Source organism: Nocardia sp. CA-129566 (assembly GCF_050956075.1).
Taxonomy (GTDB): Bacteria; Actinomycetota; Actinomycetes; order Mycobacteriales; family Mycobacteriaceae; genus Nocardia.
In genome coordinates this window covers 5,856,615-5,875,660 of sequence record NZ_CP192085.1, presented here as the reverse complement: position 1 = coordinate 5,875,660, position 19,046 = coordinate 5,856,615, and the positions used below count along the sequence as shown (strand labels likewise).

General features: G+C 66.3%; 18 protein-coding genes and 1 pseudogene. 4 read left to right on the top strand and 15 right to left on the bottom strand.

Features of this window, described 5'->3' with window-relative positions:
- The first annotated feature begins 75 nt into the window (after positions 1-75).
- Entirely contained in the window at positions 76-1,512 is a 1,437-nt protein-coding gene (locus tag ACQP0C_RS25440; protein ID WP_433723788.1) for a helix-turn-helix domain-containing protein, read from the top strand.
- Positions 1,513-1,756: 244 nt separating this feature from the next.
- Entirely contained in the window at positions 1,757-2,434 is a 678-nt protein-coding gene (locus tag ACQP0C_RS25435) for a phosphotransferase family protein (RefSeq protein WP_433723786.1), read from the top strand.
- Between the two features lie 94 nt (positions 2,435-2,528).
- On the opposite strand, the gene ACQP0C_RS25430 is transcribed toward ACQP0C_RS25435, so the two are convergent.
- From ACQP0C_RS25430 to ACQP0C_RS25405, 6 genes are all read right to left on the bottom strand, one after another.
- Complete coding sequence (locus ACQP0C_RS25430; protein WP_433723785.1) at positions 2,529-3,104, bottom strand: hypothetical protein; 576 nt, start codon at positions 3,102-3,104, stop codon at positions 2,529-2,531.
- 494 nt (positions 3,105-3,598) lie between these two features.
- Positions 3,599-3,781, bottom strand: coding sequence for a hypothetical protein (locus tag ACQP0C_RS25425; protein WP_433723783.1), 183 nt, complete (start codon positions 3,779-3,781; stop codon positions 3,599-3,601).
- Positions 3,782-3,924: 143 nt separating this feature from the next.
- Complete coding sequence (locus ACQP0C_RS25420; RefSeq protein ID WP_433723781.1) at positions 3,925-5,658, bottom strand: N-acyl-D-amino-acid deacylase family protein; 1,734 nt, start codon at positions 5,656-5,658, stop codon at positions 3,925-3,927.
- 87 nt (positions 5,659-5,745) lie between these two features.
- Positions 5,746-7,344, bottom strand: a complete 1,599-nt coding sequence (locus ACQP0C_RS25415) for a hypothetical protein (protein ID WP_433723779.1) — start codon at positions 7,342-7,344, stop codon at positions 5,746-5,748.
- Positions 7,345-7,471: 127 nt separating this feature from the next.
- Positions 7,472-8,884, bottom strand: coding sequence for a xylulokinase (xylB, locus tag ACQP0C_RS25410; protein WP_433723777.1), 1,413 nt, complete (start codon positions 8,882-8,884; stop codon positions 7,472-7,474).
- Positions 8,884-9,900 (bottom strand): zinc-dependent alcohol dehydrogenase family protein, encoded by a 1,017-nt coding sequence (locus tag ACQP0C_RS25405; protein ID WP_433723775.1) that lies wholly within the window; start codon positions 9,898-9,900, stop codon positions 8,884-8,886. The genes xylB and ACQP0C_RS25405 overlap by 1 nt, the downstream gene beginning before the upstream one ends.
- 67 nt (positions 9,901-9,967) lie before the next feature.
- On the opposite strand from ACQP0C_RS25405, the gene ACQP0C_RS25400 reads away from it, so the two are divergent.
- Complete coding sequence (locus ACQP0C_RS25400; RefSeq protein WP_433723773.1) at positions 9,968-10,483, top strand: hypothetical protein; 516 nt, start codon at positions 9,968-9,970, stop codon at positions 10,481-10,483.
- Here ACQP0C_RS25400 and ACQP0C_RS25395 read toward each other — a convergent pair.
- The 5 genes from ACQP0C_RS25395 to ACQP0C_RS25375 all read right to left on the bottom strand — a co-directional run bounded on the left by ACQP0C_RS25395 (position 10,480) and on the right by ACQP0C_RS25375 (position 15,535).
- Entirely contained in the window at positions 10,480-11,508 is a 1,029-nt protein-coding gene (locus ACQP0C_RS25395) for a glycoside hydrolase family 172 protein (RefSeq protein WP_433723771.1), read from the bottom strand. The genes ACQP0C_RS25400 and ACQP0C_RS25395 overlap by 4 nt on opposite strands.
- Positions 11,505-11,960, bottom strand: coding sequence for a thioredoxin family protein (locus ACQP0C_RS25390; protein WP_433723769.1), 456 nt, complete (start codon positions 11,958-11,960; stop codon positions 11,505-11,507). Before ACQP0C_RS25390 ends, ACQP0C_RS25395 begins: the two co-directional genes overlap by 4 nt.
- A 68-nt stretch (positions 11,961-12,028) precedes the next feature.
- Complete coding sequence (locus tag ACQP0C_RS25385) at positions 12,029-13,510, bottom strand: FGGY-family carbohydrate kinase (protein ID WP_433723767.1); 1,482 nt, start codon at positions 13,508-13,510, stop codon at positions 12,029-12,031.
- A gap of 27 nt (positions 13,511-13,537) precedes the next feature.
- A complete protein-coding gene (locus ACQP0C_RS25380; RefSeq protein ID WP_433723765.1) occupies positions 13,538-14,950 on the bottom strand; it encodes an L-fucose/L-arabinose isomerase family protein in 1,413 nt (470 codons plus the stop codon).
- A 93-nt stretch (positions 14,951-15,043) separates the two neighbouring features.
- Positions 15,044-15,535: a hypothetical protein gene (locus ACQP0C_RS25375; RefSeq protein ID WP_433723763.1), complete on the bottom strand. Its 492-nt coding sequence runs from the start codon at positions 15,533-15,535 to the stop codon at positions 15,044-15,046.
- Between the two features lie 9 nt (positions 15,536-15,544).
- Here ACQP0C_RS25375 and ACQP0C_RS25370 point away from each other — a divergent pair, with 9 nt between their 5' ends.
- A complete protein-coding gene (locus ACQP0C_RS25370; protein ID WP_433723761.1) occupies positions 15,545-15,886 on the top strand; it encodes a hypothetical protein in 342 nt (113 codons plus the stop codon).
- Here the strand turns inward: ACQP0C_RS25370 and ACQP0C_RS25365 are convergent.
- From ACQP0C_RS25365 to ACQP0C_RS25350, 4 genes and pseudogenes are all read right to left on the bottom strand, one after another.
- Positions 15,864-16,745, bottom strand: coding sequence for a glycosyl hydrolase family 32 (locus tag ACQP0C_RS25365; protein WP_433723759.1), 882 nt, complete (start codon positions 16,743-16,745; stop codon positions 15,864-15,866). The genes ACQP0C_RS25370 and ACQP0C_RS25365 overlap by 23 nt on opposite strands.
- A gap of 65 nt (positions 16,746-16,810) precedes the next feature.
- Positions 16,811-18,079 (bottom strand): hypothetical protein, encoded by a 1,269-nt coding sequence (locus tag ACQP0C_RS25360; protein WP_433723757.1) that lies wholly within the window; start codon positions 18,077-18,079, stop codon positions 16,811-16,813.
- 277 nt (positions 18,080-18,356) lie between these two features.
- Positions 18,357-18,562: pseudogene (locus ACQP0C_RS25355) on the bottom strand (IS1380 family transposase); the annotation flags it as partial.
- Positions 18,563-18,680: 118 nt separating this feature from the next.
- Positions 18,681-19,001 (bottom strand): EthD family reductase, encoded by a 321-nt coding sequence (locus ACQP0C_RS25350; RefSeq protein ID WP_433723755.1) that lies wholly within the window; start codon positions 18,999-19,001, stop codon positions 18,681-18,683.
- Between the last annotated feature and the right edge of the window lie 45 nt (positions 19,002-19,046).

Genomic DNA, 19,046 nt, shown 5'->3' with positions numbered 1-19,046 from the left:
CCACCAGCGGCACTGCCGGTCGATGTGCCGAGACAGGATTCGGCATCGGCCCGGCATCGGACGCAGGTTCAGTCTGTGACCCAGCGCACGGAGGTCGGTATATGTTTGGTGCGGACAGAAAATCTGTCCACATCCGAGGCTGTAGCGGAACCGGTCCGAAACGACCAGGTCACAGAGGATGAAGCAATGGCCCAACAACCGCGTGAGCTGGCTGCTCTGGAGTCGGCACAGCAGTTCTTCGGCGCGGAACTGCGGCACTGGCGGCTGTTACGGAAGTTGTCGCTGAATCAGCTCGGCGCTATCAGTCACGACAGTGGTTCGCTCATCGGGAAAGTGGAGAAGGCTCAACGGCGTCCGGGACGAGATTTCGCAGAGCGAATGGACGAAGCGCTGGAGACCGGTGGCGTTCTCGAACGCATGTGGGTAAACATGAATTCGCCAGCGCTACAAGATGATTCCACCGTTCCTCTGGTCGCGGACGAGCCTAACGCGCCGTGGGTCGGATGCGAAGTGTTCGATCCCGTGCGCGAATGGTTGGACGAGACGGTTCCGGTCTTCGCCACAGGCGAGAACCATCGGCGTGTTGGCACCGCCGATATCGAGGTCATGTGGTCGATGTGCGACGTGTTCTCTAATGCAGACCACCATCTCGGCGGCGGCTACGCGCGGGCAACTCTGGCGCGGTTTCTTGATGACGTAGTCGCCCCTGCGCTGCGTGGCTCTTGCGACAGTCGCACCGCGCCGGAGCTGTTTGCAGTCGCTGCGCGACTGTGCGACCTGAGCGGCTTCATGTGCTTCGATTCAGCTCGGCAAGGATTGGGACAGAAGTACTTTCGGCAGGCCCTGCGGCTCGCGAAGGCAAGCGGCAATGCCGCGTTGGGGGCGCATATCCTCACGGACATGTCGATGCAAGCGCACTACCTGAACCGCAAGAAGGAGGCGCTGTGGTTCGGCACCGCTGCCGTACGCGCGGCTGAGCAGTCGGGTTCACCGAGCAGCAGCGCGAGGTGCAATGCACTGCTGGCGCGTGCGCACGCGCTGAACGGAGATGCGACCGCTGGCACACAAGCGATGCTGGAGGCGGAGCGGCGGTTGAACCGTGCGCGACCGGATGACGAGCCGGACTGGATTCGGTTCTTCACCGAGCGGCAATTGTCGGCAGAGTTCATGTATGTCGCGCACGATGGGCGGCGTGGTGTCGATGTTCAACAACGCGGGCCGCTAGTTCTGGCGGACTCCGTTGGCATGGAGCGGCGGCAGGTGTTGGTAGCGGCGACGCTAGCGGCGTCCTACGTGCCCGAACCCTGCGAGGCCGCAGCGGGCCACGGTGTCGAGATCGAGCAAGCCTGTCAGGTGCTCCAGGACACGATGCAGGCCGCTCGGGGATTGACCAGCGCGCGCGGAATTGAGTCGATCAACCTCGTTCGTCGTCGCCTGGCACCGTATGGTGACCTACCCGTCGTTCAACACATCGAGAACGAATTTCAAACAACGCTCGCACTGGTCGGGTAGGGCTGGCATGTCATCAGAAGAGTTCGCGGCACTATGCCACGCATGCGAAGTCTGCGGGCTCGATCCCACTGGCGCGGAACTCATTCACCATTCGAGCAACGCTGTTTACGTCCTGCCGCGTCACGCAGCCGTTGGACGGGTGAGTACTAACGAGGCGGACCCGGACAGGCCGAGACGGACGTACACGGTTACTCAGTGGCTGACCACACGGCACAAATTCGGTGCTACAGCTCCCTTGCCTGGCGTGGAACCGGTGCGGGTCAACGGGTACACGGTCGGCTTCTGGCAGTACTACCCGCAACTGTCCGACATCCCCGGGCCAAACTCGAAAGAGCTGGGATACCTGCTGCGTTCGCTGCATGACCTACCTCCGCCGGAGATTGAACTCCAGCGATGGACGCCCCTTGAGTCTCTGCACGGGGCGCTGCTCGCGGACAGCACGGCTGGCGCAATAGGCGGCGAAGAACGGTCATGGTTGCTACGGCGCATCGACGAGATTCGCAAGGAACTGAGCGAACTCGACTGGCCGTTGGGAGTCGGGCTTATCCATGGCGATGCCTGGGCGGGAAATCTGCTGTGGGACAGCAGAACAAATCCAGTGCGACCGCTACTCGGAGACTGGGACTGGGTCAGCATCGGGCCGCGAGAAGTTGACCTGATACCGACATGGCACGCCGCGGTGCGCTACGGCCGCGACGAGGAGTGGGTTCGGAACTTCATCGAGGAGTATGGCTACGACTTGTCGCAGTGGTCCGGATACCAAGTGCTCCTGGACATGCGGGATCTTGTACAGGTAACCGGCCCGCTTCGACGAGCGACGGCGTCGGTAGAGCACGCCGATCGGTTACGGCAACGAATCGATGATATCCGCGCAGGCAACCGGACAACCTCATGGAGCCAATACGTTCCGCACGGACATTAAGGCATTTGTGAATTGCGATTGCCCGAGTCCAAGTTCATGCGCCTCGGTCACCATGGGTTCGGTTCGGGCCGCCGCGATGACAGGTGTTGCCGGGCTAGGGTTCGACGGTGATGGACAGCGATGCCGTGGGAGTGTGGCCGATCGCGGTGTGGGTGGCGGGGTCGGTGATTGTCACGTCGATGGAGGAGTTGCCGCTGCCGATGGACACTGCCTGGTTGGTGTCGAGTTGCACTTCCAGTTGGTAGGTGATGGTCTGTCCGGGCGCGAGGGCGAACGGTGCGACGAGGGTTCGGGTGAGGAAGTCGGTGCCGCCTCCTTCGGCGATGTAGGGCACCGTCTGCCAGGTGTTGGTGCCAGGGTCGAGCATGTGCATCGACCCGGCGGGCATCATCTTGACGGGGGTCGGATTACACGAACAGTGCCCCAACGACACCACCAAGCCCACCTCGGGATTGTCGGTAGTTGTGGTGTTGGCCAGTGAGACCGTGAAGCGCATCGGCGTTGCGCCTGGCCGGATGGTGGTCGGGTCCTGCGGTGAAATGGTGACGTCGATGCCATTGGCTATGCCTTGTTCGGCGGACGCAGGCAAGGCGGTGATGACCGAGAAACCGACCGCCGCAGCGGCAATCGCGGACCCTGCCAGTATTCTGGGCGTCTTTTCCTTGCGCATCGACACTCCTGATGATCGTTCGTAGTCGGTCGGATCTGACGTGGAATGCACTTCGCAGACCATGTCAGCTTGTATCTTGTGCCGCCGCCGTTTCCGGCTATCCCGGCAACCGGCAGCAAACCGGAAGGATGACACCCGACCGGGCGACATCCTTCGCGCAATCATGGTGCACGCGCTTGGTCGATATCGATCCCGTGGGCCATCTGACCGGGGCACACGGCCCATAAGGCCGACTGGGCCTGCCGAGACCGAGACTGCCGCCGCGAATCGTTCGTGTTCCACACGAGCTCGAGTTGATCACGCAGTGGCCGCGTCGTACCTCGGCGACACACCGAAATCGCCAGCACCCCACCACATCCAGCTTGCCAGATCACGTCCGCGCGCGCCGAGGAAGGGGCGGCCGCTGAAACGTTGTCAGAGGATGATCTCCCGGCCAACGATGTTCGGGCGTGCACGATGCGCGGTCAGGCTGATCGTCGAGAAGCGCATCCACGTCAAAGCCCCCTCCGGTCCGTCCTGCGCGCGCTGACGATGTCGATCACCCCGACCACTACGAGCACGGCCCCGAGTGGCCCACCCCGGAACCAGAAGAATTCGGTGTCCCGCGCGAAAAGCCACAATGCTGCCCCGCCGACAACGAGCAGTACCCCGAAGATGGTCGCGAGTCGTATCTGCATGCTGTAATCCTGCCGCCACACCGGGTGCCATTCGTCGGCCGAAAGGCGGTGTGTACGTCATCATTTCGGAGGACACGTCGGGTGACCCGTTTGTGACGCGATGGAGTGATCCAGTCTCCACCACCGACCCGCAGGCGAATAGGTCAGCTCCCTCGGGCAGCCAGGAAGGTGCCCGCGTGGATGGTCGTGCCGAAACCGGGTGCGAATTCGCCGTATTCGTAGAGCAGATGACCGCCGACGATGGTGGCGGCGACGGCGCGGTCATTGCGGTTGACCATGCGGTTCAAGCCGACGATACCGGGGACGGCAGCTTCGGCGTAGCTGCTGCTGGAGCCGTCGAAACCGGTGGGGTCGATGATCGCGATATCGGCGCGGGCGCCTTCGGTGAGGCGGCCGGTGTCGAGGCCGTACCAGTCGGCGAGTTCGCCGGTCAGGCGGTGCACGGCGGTTTCGACCGGCATGAATCCGCGCTGATGTACGCGCTCGAGCATGCGCAGGCCGAAGTTGTAGAAGGCCATATTGCGCAGGTGGGCGCCGGAATCGGCGAAGCCGACCTGCACGAAGGGGGACAGTTGCAGTCGGTCCATCACCTCGTCGCGGTCGTTGGCGATGACCGTGCGCCAACGCAATCGCGCGCCGTGCTCGACGGTGAGGTCGAGCAGGGCGTCGGCTGGATGGATGCCGCGCTCGTCGGCCACCTCGCCGAAGGATTTACCGATGACCTCGGGATCCGGACAGGAGACGATCTGGGCGTCGTAGAGGTCGCGATGCCATACCCGGGGGCCGTATTTCTTGCTGAGATCCTTGCGGAACTGTCGGCGGTAGGACTCGTCGGCGAGCAGTTCCCCGCGCTTCATCACATCGCGGATATTGAGTGCCGCGACCCCGGAGCCGAATTCCTCGAACACCACGAGATCGACACCATCGGCATACACCTCGAACGGCACCGGTAGATGCTGCCACCGGAACTGTGCTCCGCCAACGGTATTCGCGATCCAGGCGACGGTGGTCGCGGCGCGCGCGGTAGTGCGATCGGCCTTGACATCCATCCCCGCGATCAGCGTGGTCTTGAGCGGCTTACGGAACGGTCGGCCCGCACTCTCGGCGAGATAGCGCGCTATCTCGACACGGGCCGTCAGGTTCGGCGTGCTCTGATGGATCCGATCACGTTGCCGCAGAATGTCGTTCAGCGCTCGATATTCGTGCCAGGTGGCATAGGTCGATGGCAGCTGTCTGGTCGGGAAGCGCACGCCCGCCAATTTGGAGAACGAACTGCGGATGGTGGACAGCCCGAGGAATCCGGCGTCGAGTGCCTCGGACAGCATCTCGCGCAGACGATTCAGTTCCACCTCGGTCGGCCGCGCCGTAGCGTCCACGGCCCGAGCCAGCCCCATGACCGCGACCCGCATATCCGAATGTCCCAGCAGCGCGGCCACATTCGCCCCGAGCGGGCGTGCGGCGAGTGCGCGGGCGTAGGCGCCCGGACCGTCCCAGTCCTTGTGCTCTTTGACCGCGGAATGTACTGCCTCCCAAGGCAATGCCTCCACCCGGGCGAACATATCGGCGCAGTCCTCGGCCTCGGAGTACACCGTCGAGAGCGAACAATTGCCGAGCACCACGGAGGTGACTCCGTGCCGTACCGATTCGCCCAAACCCGGATTGCCGAGCACTTCGGCGTCGTAGTGGGTGTGCACATCCAGCATGCCGGGCATCACCCACTTGCCCGCCGCGGCAATCGTGCGTTCCCCGTCGGGCAGCGTCGAGGTGCTGATCACCGTGACCTTGCCGCCGGTGATCCCGACATCGGCGACGCGCGGCGCGGATCCGAGGCCGTCGAATACCGATCCGCCGCGAATCACCACGTCGCACCGAGTCATCTCAGCACCTCACGTCCACTCGGTATCCGGTACTACCGGTATCTCCTTCATGGTCGCACGGGCCGCGGGGCTCTCGCGAAAGAAATATCAGGCGACCTTGAGTCCGGTATAGGTGGCGGCGAGCAGTCCGCCGATAACGCCGAGTCCGACCAGCGGGCCGAGCGTGGCGACGGCGAGGCAGCCCAGGCCGATCAGCGCTCCACCCGCCAGCCAGGTCGCAATGGGTGCGGACCGGGACATCAGCTCGAAGAATTCGGTGGGCTGGGTGTGCTCGGGTTCGCAGGGCGGTTCGCCGTCGTGGACGAAACCGACGACACCGGGCAGCCGCTTGTCCTCCAGGGCCGCACCGTGACCGCCCTTGATGTAGCGCACCTGCAGCGTGCCGGGCGGAACGGAGTCGAATCCGGTGAATCCGCCGACCCCGACATCGCGCATACCGAGCCCACGCAGGGCGCTGCACAGCCAGGCGACCGGTTTATCGGCGCTCGCGCACACATTGACCAGCGTGCGGATCTGTCCGCTGTCGGCGCATTTCACCCAGTCGAATTCGCGGGGCAGCACACTGCCCGCCAGGAAGACATTGTGGAATTCCAGCGCCGGAATCTGCTTCAGCGATTGTCCGAACAGGTAGGTGCCGTTGCTGTGACCGACGAAGTGGAACGGAACGCCGGGATGCCGGGCCAGATGGTAGCTGTACTGATCGGCGAACCAGCGCAGATTGCGGCGCCGGGTGAACGGCAACGCGAAGTCGTAGGCCGACAGCCGCCCGTACGACGGCGTCACCACGAGCACATCCTTCTCGAATTCGTGCAGTTCGGTCTCGAGTTGGGTCGGCCAGGCGCCATTGCCGGACCGAATTCCGTGCAGTGCGAACACAACCGACTTGATGGTCGCCTCGTGCTCGGGCAGTGGGCTCGGATCGGTCGCGGCGACATCCTCGGTAATGGCCCAGCGCAGAATGTCGTAGCGCTGTCCGGTGTAGTCCTCGCGGACCTTGCGTCCGGTGCACGCGATATCGCCGTGCGTCGAGTTGGGCATCAGCTTCTGCGCGCCGGTGGGCAGCGATTCCAGATCGCGGCTGTCCTCGCGGTCCACCGCCCAATCGTTCCTTGCGAGCACCTGCACGACGGTCGGCGCCTTCTTGCCGAGATCGGCTATTTCGCGCAGCCATTGGATGCGCAGGTTGGTGATGAACGGGGTGCCGCAGAGCAGGTCGAGCACGGTGAACGTCCGCAGCAGCGGGACCAGCAGCTTCGCCGCCACCCGGCACGGCCACGGCGCGCGGTCGAGATCTACGCCGCGGTTCGGCGCGGCCAGCAGCACGATGCGGGTGACCGCATCGGCCCAGGCCAACTGCGGACCGTCGAGACCGCGCAGTGCCTGCAGGAAGGCGTAGCGGAGCATGACGCCGCCGATGCTGTGTCCGATGAGGACGATCTCCGCGGTCTGGCGCGGTCCGGTCCAGTACGCGTCGATGCGATCGGCGAGATCGCGGCAGCGCGCGGTCAGACTGCCCCGGCTCAGCCGGGTGACCGGCTGCGGGAATTGCCAATATATGGCTTCGTCGGGCCCGTATCCCGGCTCGTGCTTCAGCTTGCTGAACAGGTCCTTTGCCGCGTGCGGCGGTTCGGAAAGACCGGCGACGTAGACGATGAGCCGACGGCGCGGTGGGTGCTCGGATTCCATGATGATCCCCCGGGTGCGGTGCCGCCGATCCTCACTCGACGGCAGGCGTAGTGCTTGTACTACAACATCGTGAATTCGGCCACCGGCGTTTCGCGCGATCGTGCGTCTGCGCTGCTGGGCGGAGTTCTCATCGAGCGTAGACGGCCCGTTGTACGCGTAGGTACTCGGCGCGGATCCGCCGACCGATCGCCCCGCCGTCGCCAGGTGCGCGAACCTCGGCGGCGGTGCGTGCGCTCCATTGCGGCGGCCGCGCCGTGCCACCGAGTGCCCAGGCCGCCTGCCGGGCGGCACCGAGCGCGACGTACTCGTTCGGCTCGGGCACGACCACCGTGACCCCGATGATCTGGGCGGCGAGTTCGGCGACCAGACGGGAGCGGGCCGCGCCGCCGATGAGCACGACGCGGTGGATCGGTATTCCGATGGTGCGCAGGCGGTCGAGCGCGTCGGCCATATTGCAGAGCATGCCCTCGAACGCCGCGCGGGCAATATGACCGGGGCGCAGGGTTTCCGGTCGTAGACCGTGCAGACTGCCGGTGGCGTGCGGCAGATTCGGGGTGCGTTCCCCGGACAGGTAGGGCAGGAGTACGACCCCTTCCGCACCCGGCGGTGCCTGGCGGGCAAGGGTTTCCAACTCGGCCAGGCCGACGCCGAGTAGGGCGGCGGTGGAGTCCAGTATCCGGGCGGCATTGAGCGTGCAGACCAGCGGCAGGAACGCGCCGGTCGCGTCGGCGAATCCCGCGATCGCTCCGGCGGCGTCGGCGCTGGGCGCGGCGGCCCGGGTGTAGACCGTGCCGCTGGTGCCCAGTGACATCACGACGTCGCCGTCCTCGATACCCAAACCGAGTGCGGCTCCGGCATTGTCACCGGTGCCCGCCGCGACCAGCGCGCCAGCGGGGGTGCGGCCGACCGCTTCGGCCGGTCCGGCGACGCGGGGGAGTTCCGGTGTGCGCCCACGGAAGGCCAGCGCCACCAGGTCTTTGCGATAGGTCCCGGTCGCGGGCGACCAGTAGCCGGTGCCCGAAGCCTCGCCGCGGTCGGTGGTCGGTTCGACCGTACGATCGGACGGCCCATCCCGCAGCCGCCAGGTCAGGTAGTCGTGCGGCAGCAGCACCCGGTGTGTCCGGTCGGCGTGTGCGGGTTCGTGATCGGCCAGCCAACGCAGTTTGGCGACGATGAACGCGGCCAGCGGCACACTGCCGACGGCATCGGCCCACACCTGCGGCCCGCCGAGTTCGGCGATCAACTCCTCGGCCGCGTCCGCGGAGCGAATATCGTTCCACAGCAACGCATCCCGCACCGGCCGACCGTCGGCGTCGAGTGCAACGAGCCCCTGTTGCTGACCGGCCACCGCCACCGCATCGGCGCGATCGAGCAATCCGTCGCCCGCCGCACACAGTGCCTGCCACCAGGATTCCGCGCAAACCTCGGTGCCATCCGGGTGCGGGGCGGATGCCTGCGCCAAGATCTCGCCGGTATCGGCATCACAGCGGATCACCTTGCACGATTGGGTGGAGCTGTCGACTCCGACGACGGTGGCCATCAGGCGGACACCCCGCGGGACTCCCGACCCGGTCGAATCTGGATCTTGCGACCGGTGCCGTCACGGAAAGTCTGTAGCGCATCGGCGAATTCGGGCAATCCGAAGCCATGGGTGATCATGGTGTCGGCATCGATCACACCCTTGCCCATGAGTTCGACCGCGCGCCCGAAACTGTGCAGCACCGCCATCGAACCCACGATGGTGATCTCGTCGTTGTAGATCCGAAACGGCGAAATCGATGCGGTCGCCGCACCCGGCGCGACCCCGAACTGCTGGAACACCCCGCCCCTGCGCACCCGGCCGAGCCCATCCTCGATGGCGGCGATCGCGCCGGTGCAGTCGATGACCACCTCCCAGCCCCGCGGGCGGTCGAATTCGTCGGCGGTGGTCGCGGTGGCATCCGCGCCGAGTTCGCGCGCCACCTCGAGTCGCGCGGTATTGATATCGACGACCGAAACCGACGCGGCCCCGGCGACCCGTGCGAGCTGCAGCATCAGCAATCCCATGGTGCCCGCGCCGTAGAGCAGGTAGTGCGAGCCGAGGGCGCGCGGCAGCACGTCGAACGCGTGCACCGCACACGACAACGGCTCGACGAGCGCGCCGTGCGTGGTCGATACGGTCTCGGGTAGCCGATGGCAGTTGGCGGCGGGCACCGCGACGTACTCGGCCATCGCGCCGTCGACGGTATCGCCGATCGCACCCCACCGCTCGCACAGATTGCCGCGCCCGATCGCGCAGTAATGACACGCGCCGCAGAACAAGGACGGATCGACCGCGACGGTATCGCCGATCCGAAGGTCGGCGCCGGAACCCAGCGCCACCACCGAACCGGCGAACTCGTGACCCGGCACGATCGGATAGGGCGTCGGCGGGAACTCGCCGCCGACAATGTGCACATCGGTACCGCAGATCCCGACCGCGTCCACCCGCACCACGACCTGGCCGGGAGCCGGTGTCGGATCCGGCACCGTCCGCACCGAGAAATTCCCTGGCGTCTCGATCACGACCGCGCGCATAGCACTACCTTGCACCCGGACACCGGCATCGCGTCGCATTTCGCCCCGCCGCACCGCGGATTTCCGGATGAGGCAGACTGTCGCGGTGAACGACGACCCGGACCGGCACGCCGACGTGCACGTCCGCACGGGCGACGGAACCACATTGCCCGCCCTGACGGATCCGCTGCTGGACGATCTGCTGCACGAACCACCCGACCCCGATTGCCCCGCGATCGTGGTCAGCCGCGGCGAGCACGCCTACATCCAGGCTCGCCTGCTGCCCGACGACGTCTACGAACTCGAGCACCGCGCGGACGGAGCGGATGCGTGCTTCCAGATGTACACCCCCGACGCCCGGCTGGTGCGTGACGTGATGTGGGCATGGATCGATGAGAAGCCCTGGTGGCGTGACGGTGTCGGGTGGTATCGCGTCGACCCGGCGGTCGCGGAATTGGAGGCCACCCGACGCGAGCTGTCCGGCCTGCTGGACGGGCTGTCGGTGATGGACGGCATCGAGTCGGCGATGGATGCTGCCCTGTCCCGCGCCGATGAGCTACTCGCCATGGAACTGCCGGATGACGAGGACCTGAATCCGCATTAGCCGCTGATATCCGCTGGGCTCTGATACCACAGCGCCGTCGTCGCGATATCCGCGTTTTCCAGCGGCAGGTACGTGCCGTCGTCATGCCAGCCGAGCGCCTGCATCGTCACGCGCAACTCCCGCTGGTAGCAGATGGGATCGCGAATATGCCAGCGGTACATGCCGAATCGCTGCTGTGGCCGGTAGATCTCATCGGACGGCAGCACCTGGTGCAGTCCGAGATAGGGCGTGGAATAGGTGCGGTACGCGCCGTCGAGGTCGAAGTTCCAGGCACCGCCGAAGTAGTCCTCGGTGCCGGTGCCGCACAGTGTCGGATGGGTGGTGTCGCCGTCGAGGTAGAACTTCAGCTCGCCCTCACCCCACCAGCCCGGTGCGCCCGGCCGGATCGCCAGATAGGTGCCGACATACCGGCCGGGTCCGGGCACCGTGTCGAGGATGGTGTGCACGGCGGGCGCGCCCAGCGGTGTGCTGGTGCGGCGCAGCGCGTGCAGATATCCGGCCTCCTCGGATACGTCCTGTTCGGTGTAGGTGAATTGGTAGTAGACCGGAACCGCACGGCCACCGGCGTTGTGCAGGGTGATCCGGGCGTGCGCGCGAAAAGGCATGGGCCAGTAGCTGTTCAGGCCGCCGGCCGGGGCGACGACCACCATCTCCGACCGCACCAACGCCAATTCCTCCCAGCCATTGCAGAAGAAATCGCCGAGCGGCAGCTCGATCGCGGGCTCCGGCCGATCGTCCCAGTACATGCGCAGGGTGATCAGGCCGAGCGCGGTGCGGTCGGTGGTGAGCCAGCAGTGCCGGAGTACGCCGGGGCCGGAAATATCTGCCAGCGTTGCGGTTTCGCCCGCCCCGAGATGAATCGACGGTGAGACCTTCCAGCCGGGGCCGAGCAGCCGCGCCGCGTGCGCGCCGGTGCCATCGGTCGCGCGGGCGCCCGCACCGGGGGCGCCCGTCGGATTCTCCGCACTGATCGAGCGGGTGCGTGCGGCATCGAGATGCCAGAGTTCCGATCCCGGCGTGCTCACAGCCCCGGCCAGCCATATCGGTCGGTCACCGCGGCATGGCCCGCGCGCTTCTGGTAGGTGAAGGCGGTCTGCGGCTGTTCGGGTTCACCGACCGACACGCTGGCCGAGAGTTCGGCCAGCTCGCGGCGGAACTGGTCCATATCCAGCCAGAGGATCTGCTGCACCAGTTCCTCCATCGATTCGGCGGCCATCGCTCCGGCCTCCGAATACACCAGCAGGCCCTCGCGGAAGGCCATGAGGGTCGGATACGCCTCGATCTTGGCCATGTGGGTCAGTTGCTGTTCGGCGTCGATATCGACCGTGCCGTAGACGATCTCGGGGTGCAGGTCCGAGGATGCCGCGAAGACCTCGGCGAAGCGGCGCGATGGCTCACACCATTGCGCACCCCAGTCGATCAGCACGATATGACTGTTCGCGACGGTCGCGTCGAAGTTGTTCCGGGTCAGGGTCATGGTCGGCATCGAGATCCCTCGCGATCACTGTCCTATCTGCAACCTTGCATCCTCGCACAGGCACGGGCCTATGGGGGAGGCGCGGATCGGTGTTGTTCCGCCGCAAGGAAATGCGCGATATGCCTGGTGGATTCGTACATCTCGCGGTAGCGCTGATAGTACGCAGCGTAAATTGCTCCGCGCTCCGGATCGGGCTCCACCACGCCGATGACGGGATTCCAGCCCGTGGTATCGACGCCGACGGCCGCCGCCGCGAGCATGGCATCGCCGAGGCAGGCCCCGACGGTATCGGCCGGGAGCTGCTGCGGCAGGCCGGTCACATCCGTGACGATCTGGGTCCAGAGTCCACCCTTGGTGCCGCCGCCGACCGCGACCAGCCGTTGCGCCTGCCCGCCCGCCGCGGTCATCGCCTCGAGGTTGTGCCGCACGCCGTAGGCAATGCCCTCCAGTACCGCCCGATACAGCTCCGCACGTCCGTGTCCGAGGGTGAGACCGGCGATGATGCCTCTAGCGTCCGGATCGAACAGCGGTGTGCGCTCGCCCGCGAAATAGGGCAGCGCGAGCAGGCCGCGACTGCCCGGGGGGACCTCGGCGGCCTCGGCCACCAGTTCGGCGAAGTCGCCGCCGACGAGTCTGCGCAGCCAATCCGTGACCGCGCCCGAGGTCGCCATGCCCGCCGCCGATGTGTAGGTGCCCGGCCAGGCCCCGCAGGTGAGCCACAGTCCGGGATGCGGTCGCGGATGGGTGAGCACTTGCACGAGGAACATGGTGGTGCCGTACATGATCATCGCGTCGCCGGGCGCACGGACGCCGACGCTGGCGGCCTCGGCCCAGGCGTCGACGGTTCCGGTGGTGACCGGAAGTCCCACCGGTAGTCCGGTCACCGCCGCGGCGGCCGTGCTCACCCGTCCGACAACGTCTGTGGGCCAGGCCAATTCGGGCAGTCTGAGGCCCGGCGCGGCGGCGGCGGCCCAATCCCACGCCCAATCTCGTTGGCGCAGGTCATACATCGGCACGCACTGGCTGGCCGATTGATGGTCGAGCACATAGCGACCGGTAAGGCGATGCACCAGAGATGAACTCGCCATCAACAGCATGTGGGTGCGGGCCGCGACCTGCGGCTCATGGCGGGCCAGCCAGCGCAATTTGGGGCCGACGGCCTGGCTGGTCAGGGGGGAACCACCGCGTTCGAGCACCGCGGCCGCACCGAATTCCTGGTTCAGTTCGGCGATCTCGGCGGTAGCCCTGGTGTCGACGCCGTACAGGATGGCAGGGCGCAGGGGCGTTCCGTCGGCGTCGGCGGGCAGCAGACACGGGCCGATTCCGGATACACCGAGTGCGTCGAGCTTCGCGCCGTCGGCCGCGTCGAGGAGTTCGCGGATGATCGCGCAGAATTCCGCCCACCAAACCGCTTCGGCATCGTGTTCGACCCAACCCGGTCGCGGCGTCGAAACGCCGTGCATACGTTCGGATCTGGCGATGACGGTGCCGTCCGGCCGAACCAGCACGCCCTTGGAACCGGAGGTTCCGATATCAACTCCGAGGAACATATCCGGCCCTCCTGTTCGCCGAGCTCGTCATCGGGTGAATTCGTCGACGGTGATATCGAGGAGATCGCAGGCGGCCCGGACCGGGGCCCGATGATCGCCGGGGACGGCGTGAATATGGTTGGCGCCGAAGCGGGACAGGAAATCTCCGGCATGTGCGTCCAAGCGGGCGAAGGCGTGTGGCCATTCCCAGGTGGACTGCTTCATCAGCGCTTCGTTGGTCGCCTGGTCGTAGGTTTCGAAATCACCCAGCATCAACTGCATTCGATAGTTGCCGTCCTTGCGGGTGAGGCGGGCCAGGGTCATCCGGCCGGGGGCGGCCAGGTGGTGCACGGAGGCACCGCCCGCCGGGAAGAAGAACACCTCCGGATACAGATGCACAGTGGCCAGGTTTTCGTGCGGATCCTCGCTGCGGGCCGCGAACCAGGTGGCATGTTGGCCGGAGTTGCACAGATCCCAGATATCGCGGTCCGCGTGATAGTGCCGGACATCGGCGAAGAGCACCGGGGTGTGCGCGATTCGGTGCAGCAGCTGCATGGTGAGCGCGCCGTCCATATCCGCTTCGGTCGCGCAGACATGGGGTTGTTTGGGGCCGTTCCAATCGTAGGGATCATTGAGGAACGCCTCGGTGATATCCATGGTCGCGAAGTACTGGGTGAGTTCGGGCTGACCCTTGATACCGGAGAAGTCCAGGCGCCATTCGGCGATCAGTTCGCGCACCGCGAGATATGAGCGGATCTGCCGTTCCAGCAATTCCGGGGTGAGTTTCACGCCGTCATAGTGCACGCCAGCGGTATTGCGCTCCAACCACTCTCGCGCCCCCTTCGCCTCCCCGGCATCGGCCGATTCGGCGCGGCGCACGATCTCCCACTGGTCGATCTCCTCGACATCGATGCCGAATACGCGCTGCCACTGATCGGTATTGGCCACGGCCGTATTCATTCCCATGGGCCGACCGCCGAAGCGTCCGAAGGTACTGCCGCGCAAACTCGATACGGCCGCCGCCGCGGTGGCCTGGACGCCGATCGCCTCGATCAGCTCGGTATCGGCCGGATCGCCCCATAACCGGGTATGCGCGCGGCCGATCTGATCGAGTGCACCGCCCGCGGCCAGCATGCCGACCATGCCGGGCTGCACCGGATCGATATTGGACAGCAGCAGCAGCGGACCCGGCGTGGCCCCCGCGGCCAGCATGGTGAAGTGCGGGAATGCCCAGACCGCGTAGTGCAGCACGGTGAGATCCACACCGGCGGCGGCCACTGCACGAGCGACCGACCCGGCCGATGCGTTCGTACTGATCGGCGCCGCGCCGCGGACCACCTCGTGTCCGGCCGCCCGCAATCCGGCGACCAGCCGATCCTCCGTCGATTCGATGAAATCCGCGATGCCGGCGTGCACGTAGTCACGCCCATCGGACATGCTCATAACCCCGATCCGCGCCATCCCGACCGCCTCCCAACGCGCAGGCCCCCTCCAGGATTATCCATCCGGAGGGGGTGGCGGGTGGTCGGCTTCGGGTCAGCGGGTCAGCGGTCGTTATCCACCGGTGACCGTTCGGCTGTCGACCAGCTCGGCGGTGATCGCATCCAGGCGCCGGGCTCGGGCCGGGTCGAAGTCCGCGCCGACAAGGGGCAGTCGCGTGCGACGCCGGAAGGCCGCGAGCGGTTCGGTCGGCGGCTGGTCGATCAGCTCCGCGATGGGGACGATGGCCTTGCCGACCGGTTGTCCGGCGACCAGCAGCCACGCCTTGGTGAGCAAACGGTGCGCCATCGGCAGCGGATCGGCCATGGCGGTGCGCACCATCAGTGGGTTGTAGAGCACATATCGGGTGCGTGCCCCGGGATGGCGTTGCGGAAACGCCACACCGAGCAGGTCGATGCAGCGCGAGGACTGCATGGCCGCACGCATGCCGCGATAGCCGTCACGCAGTTGCAGGTCATCCCATTCGATAGTGCCGGGGAGTCCGCCGGGGCCCGCGATATTCATGATGACCTCGAGATCCCGAAAGGGGTTGCCGCCGAAGCGCATCGGCCGGTGGTGTCCATCGTCGATGCGCTGCTGCGCGATGTTGTCTTCGAGGATTGGCCCGCTTTCGGTGGTGAGCATCCGCTGCTGGCGATGTTGCGGTCCTCGGGCCATGCCGCCGTGCGCGACCACTTGCGCGCCCAACTCTGCGATGGCTACCTGCGGGAGATGACCGCGCGCCTGGACGATCCCGATGCCGCCCTGCGCGCCGAATTGATCGGTGCGGTGCTGCTGGGTCTGGGGGTGATGCGTTCGGTGGTCGGCGCGCCAGCGGTCTCCGGGGCGACCTTCGAGCAGACCAGAGCGCTGGTGGCGGATATGGTCCGGGCGGTCAACGGGGGACGGACGCGCTGACGGAGGGGGGATTCGGAAAGGTCAGCGGTGCCAGATGCACACCGCCCTGGGCCCAGCCCGCACTGGTGATCCACCAGCGGTCATCGTCGCGGACGAGTTCGGCGGCGTGGGCGGCGATATGGCCCGCCTTGTCGCCGATGCGGAACTGGTAGGGGTTGTCGCTGCGGAATACATCGGTTCCGAGGTAATGCGGGCGCGGACCGATGAACAGATACCACCACCCGCCGTGCTGTGCGACGAACGGCGATTCGGTATTGCCCGCCTCGGTGCCGATAGTCGGGTCCGTATAGGCGATATGCCGATCGCCCCAGTGCACCAGGTCCCCGCTGGTGCGATAGGCGACCACATGGTGACCGCCGTGCGGGGCGCTGGTGGCGCAGTAGTACATGACCCACTGCTCGCCGATGCGTAAGACCATCGGATCCCTGGCGTCGTAGCCGTCGCGGAACAGTGGCCCGGACCGGCTGCGAGTCCAGTGGTACAGGTCGCGCGAGGTGGCCAGATTCATCGCGGCGGCGGTCCGATCGACGCCGCCGCCCGCGTAGAACATGTAGTACCGGCCGTCGACGCCGATGACATGTGGTGCCCACAGATGTGTCTCGCCGTAGTCGCGATCCACGGTCAGGGCCGGCGCCTGCTTGGTCCATGGTCCGCGCAGCCGGTGTGCGGTGGCATGCGCGAATTCGATTTCGTGGAACGGGTCGGCCGGTTCCGGATGGGTGATGCCGAACAGGTGCCAGCGACCGGATGCGTCGCGAACCACGGTGTGGTCGTTGATGTACCACGACTGCGACTCACCGGCACTGGGGTCGTACACCCTCGCGAACGCGCCCGCCCGCACCACCTCGCGCGTTGCCATACGCTCATGATGCCGGGGGCAGGCCCCGCCGAGGCGGGGTCGGACACATTGAGATGTGGTGGGTATCAGGGGGTGGACGGCTGCTTCGGTGTTTTTTCGGGGGAGTCCGATGATGCTGCCGCCGGCTGCTCGACGATTGTTTCCGGCTGGTCGGTGCTTGCCTCGGGAGTGGTGGACTGGTCCGCTGTCGACTCGTCGGCAGTTGGCTCGGGAGCGGTGGACTGGGGTGCGGTGGACTCGTCGGCAGCTGGCTCGGGCGTCGTGGACTGAGGCGCGGTCGTCTGATCGGCTGTCGGCTCGGGCGCGGTCGACCGGTCCGTTGTCGGCTCGGGAGTGGCGGACTCAGGCGCTGTCGGCTGGTCAGCCGATGGTTCTGGAGCTGTCGACTGTGGCGGGTCGGGTTGGTCCGCTGACGTCTGGGCAGACGTGGATTCGGGCGTGGTGGACTGGTCAGCGGTTGGCTGGGGCGTCGTGGACTGAGGTGGGGTCGGCTGGTCGGCTGCTGCCTCGGGCGAGGCCGACTGGTCTGCCGTCGGCTCGGAAGTCGTGGACTCGGGTGCCGTCGGCTGGTCAGCCGTTGGCGCTGGAGCTGTCGACTCCGAGGTCGTCGGTTGGTCGGCGGTTGGTCGGGGAGTTGTGGATTCGGGCGTGGTCGGTTGGTCCGCTATCGGTTGCGCGGGAGTCGTGGACTCGGGCGCGGTCGGCCCGTCGGCGGATGGCTCGAGAGTTGTCGACTCTGGCGAGTTCGGTTGGTCGGCGGTCGATTCGGGAGTCGTGGACTGGGACGAGGTCGGCTGAGGCGCTTGTGGCTGAGAGGCTGTGGGTTGGGGAGCCGTCGGTTGCGTCCATGTCGGTGCGGGTGCGTGGGCCGCTGCGGCCCGCTGATCCTCGCGCTGCTGTTTGCGCCGCGCCACCGCCTGGCTGAAGCTCGTACTGCTGAAATGGGTGCCGTAGACGCCGAGCGCGACCACTGCGGCCGCGATCACCGCGACGCCCGCGCTCCAGTCGATGTGCCAGAACGCCGCGATCACGCCGACCAGGGAGCTGAGCAGGGCGATCGCCCTGGCCGCCTCGTCGGTCATGCTGGGGCTCGGCGTCTGTTCGCCCGACTGCCATTCGTCGAGCAACAGCAGCACCGCGAGCAGCGGTAGCGAAATGGCGAAGGCGATCATGGAGATTCGGCCGGAAGCGCCTAGTGGTGCGGCCGTGAGGAAACCCTGGAGGATGACGACGCCGATGGCGATCAGCCCGCCGTACATCAGGCTGTTCTGTCTGGCGAACTTCTTCTTCTCGGCGGGGGTGGTGAACTTTTCGAAGTCGACATCGTCGTGCACGCCGGTGACCCTACTGGAGCTTCGGCGGCAATTCCGGGTGAACAGTTTCCACTGCCGGGACTAGGCTTCGAGTCGGGCCAAGGCGTCGAGGGCCAGTGCAGTGCTTGGAGCGTTGCGGGGTAGGTGCAGCCGTTCTCGGCGTGACGGGCGATCCGGTCGCAGTGAGAACAGGTGCAGCCGTGAGGTTTTCGCTTCCATCGGGCGTCGTCGCCGGTCAGTGCCAGCATTTGCATCCACGCGGTGAGTTCGAGCGCAAGCGCGGCAGCGCGGGCTTTGTGATGGCGGACAATGCTTTCGGTGCATCCGCCGCCAACGCGACCACCAGCCGGGACCCGGTCGGGTCCGATGCGACCGGCCGTACATGCCCGGCTGGGTGCGCAACAGCGCCACATCCGCGGCGCAGTCACCCTCGGCCGCGACCGCCAGATCCAGCACGATCTTGCCTGGATTGTGGGTGGCGAGGGCTTTGTGCCACGGCGCCAACGGAAAAGGTGCTTCCTCGATCTGCTCATTCGGCTATGGACAAGCCGAATTGTTGCAGGTAGACGCACCTTTCGCGCATCCGAGGTGGCACGCCCCCAATTGCCGTGCACGGCGCAGGCTAGGCGTCCTCGAGGACCTCTGCGAATGCGATCACTACACCTCCGGTGGCGTGCTCGCGGGTAGCGGCGACAAGCGGACCTGCCTCTGCGGCGGCGGCGCTGGCCGCCGCGTAGTCGGCGAAGTACAGGTCCAGCAGTCGGTACGCCGGGGTCGGGCTGCCATCTTCCTTGGGCCAGACCTTCGACGTCTGCAGCCGAGTCAGGCCGGGGAGCTTGCGCGCCAGCGTCAGCTGCTCGGGGTAAGCCGCCTCGAAGGCGTCCGGGTCGGTGGGGTTGGAGTAGACAAAGCTGATCTTGGTGGTCTTACCATGCTCGGTCATAGATGACCTCTCCGTTAGTCTCCGTTGATGCCAGCGAGCGCTCCC

What these genes read in the sequence shown, in the direction of transcription:
- ACQP0C_RS25430 (WP_433723785.1), bottom strand. Translation starts at nt 3,104, where the DNA reads ATGCGCAAGGAAAAGACGCCCAGAATACTGGCAGGGTCCGCGATTGCC.
- ACQP0C_RS25425 (WP_433723783.1), bottom strand. Translation starts at nt 3,781, where the DNA reads ATGCAGATACGACTCGCGACCATCTTCGGGGTACTGCTCGTTGTCGGC.
- ACQP0C_RS25420 (WP_433723781.1), bottom strand. Translation starts at nt 5,658, where the DNA reads ATGACTCGGTGCGACGTGGTGATTCGCGGCGGATCGGTATTCGACGGC.
- ACQP0C_RS25415 (WP_433723779.1), bottom strand. Translation starts at nt 7,344, where the DNA reads ATGGAATCCGAGCACCCACCGCGCCGTCGGCTCATCGTCTACGTCGCC.
- xylB (WP_433723777.1), bottom strand. Translation starts at nt 8,884, where the DNA reads ATGGCCACCGTCGTCGGAGTCGACAGCTCCACCCAATCGTGCAAGGTG.
- ACQP0C_RS25405 (WP_433723775.1), bottom strand. Translation starts at nt 9,900, where the DNA reads ATGCGCGCGGTCGTGATCGAGACGCCAGGGAATTTCTCGGTGCGGACG.
- ACQP0C_RS25400 (WP_433723773.1), top strand. Translation starts at nt 9,968, where the DNA reads ATGAGGCAGACTGTCGCGGTGAACGACGACCCGGACCGGCACGCCGAC.
- ACQP0C_RS25390 (WP_433723769.1), bottom strand. Translation starts at nt 11,960, where the DNA reads ATGACCCTGACCCGGAACAACTTCGACGCGACCGTCGCGAACAGTCAT.
- ACQP0C_RS25385 (WP_433723767.1), bottom strand. Translation starts at nt 13,510, where the DNA reads ATGTTCCTCGGAGTTGATATCGGAACCTCCGGTTCCAAGGGCGTGCTG.
- ACQP0C_RS25380 (WP_433723765.1), bottom strand. Translation starts at nt 14,950, where the DNA reads ATGGCGCGGATCGGGGTTATGAGCATGTCCGATGGGCGTGACTACGTG.
- ACQP0C_RS25375 (WP_433723763.1), bottom strand. Translation starts at nt 15,535, where the DNA reads ATGCGCTTCGGCGGCAACCCCTTTCGGGATCTCGAGGTCATCATGAAT.
- ACQP0C_RS25365 (WP_433723759.1), bottom strand. Translation starts at nt 16,745, where the DNA reads ATGGCAACGCGCGAGGTGGTGCGGGCGGGCGCGTTCGCGAGGGTGTAC.
- ACQP0C_RS25350 (WP_433723755.1), bottom strand. Translation starts at nt 19,001, where the DNA reads ATGACCGAGCATGGTAAGACCACCAAGATCAGCTTTGTCTACTCCAAC.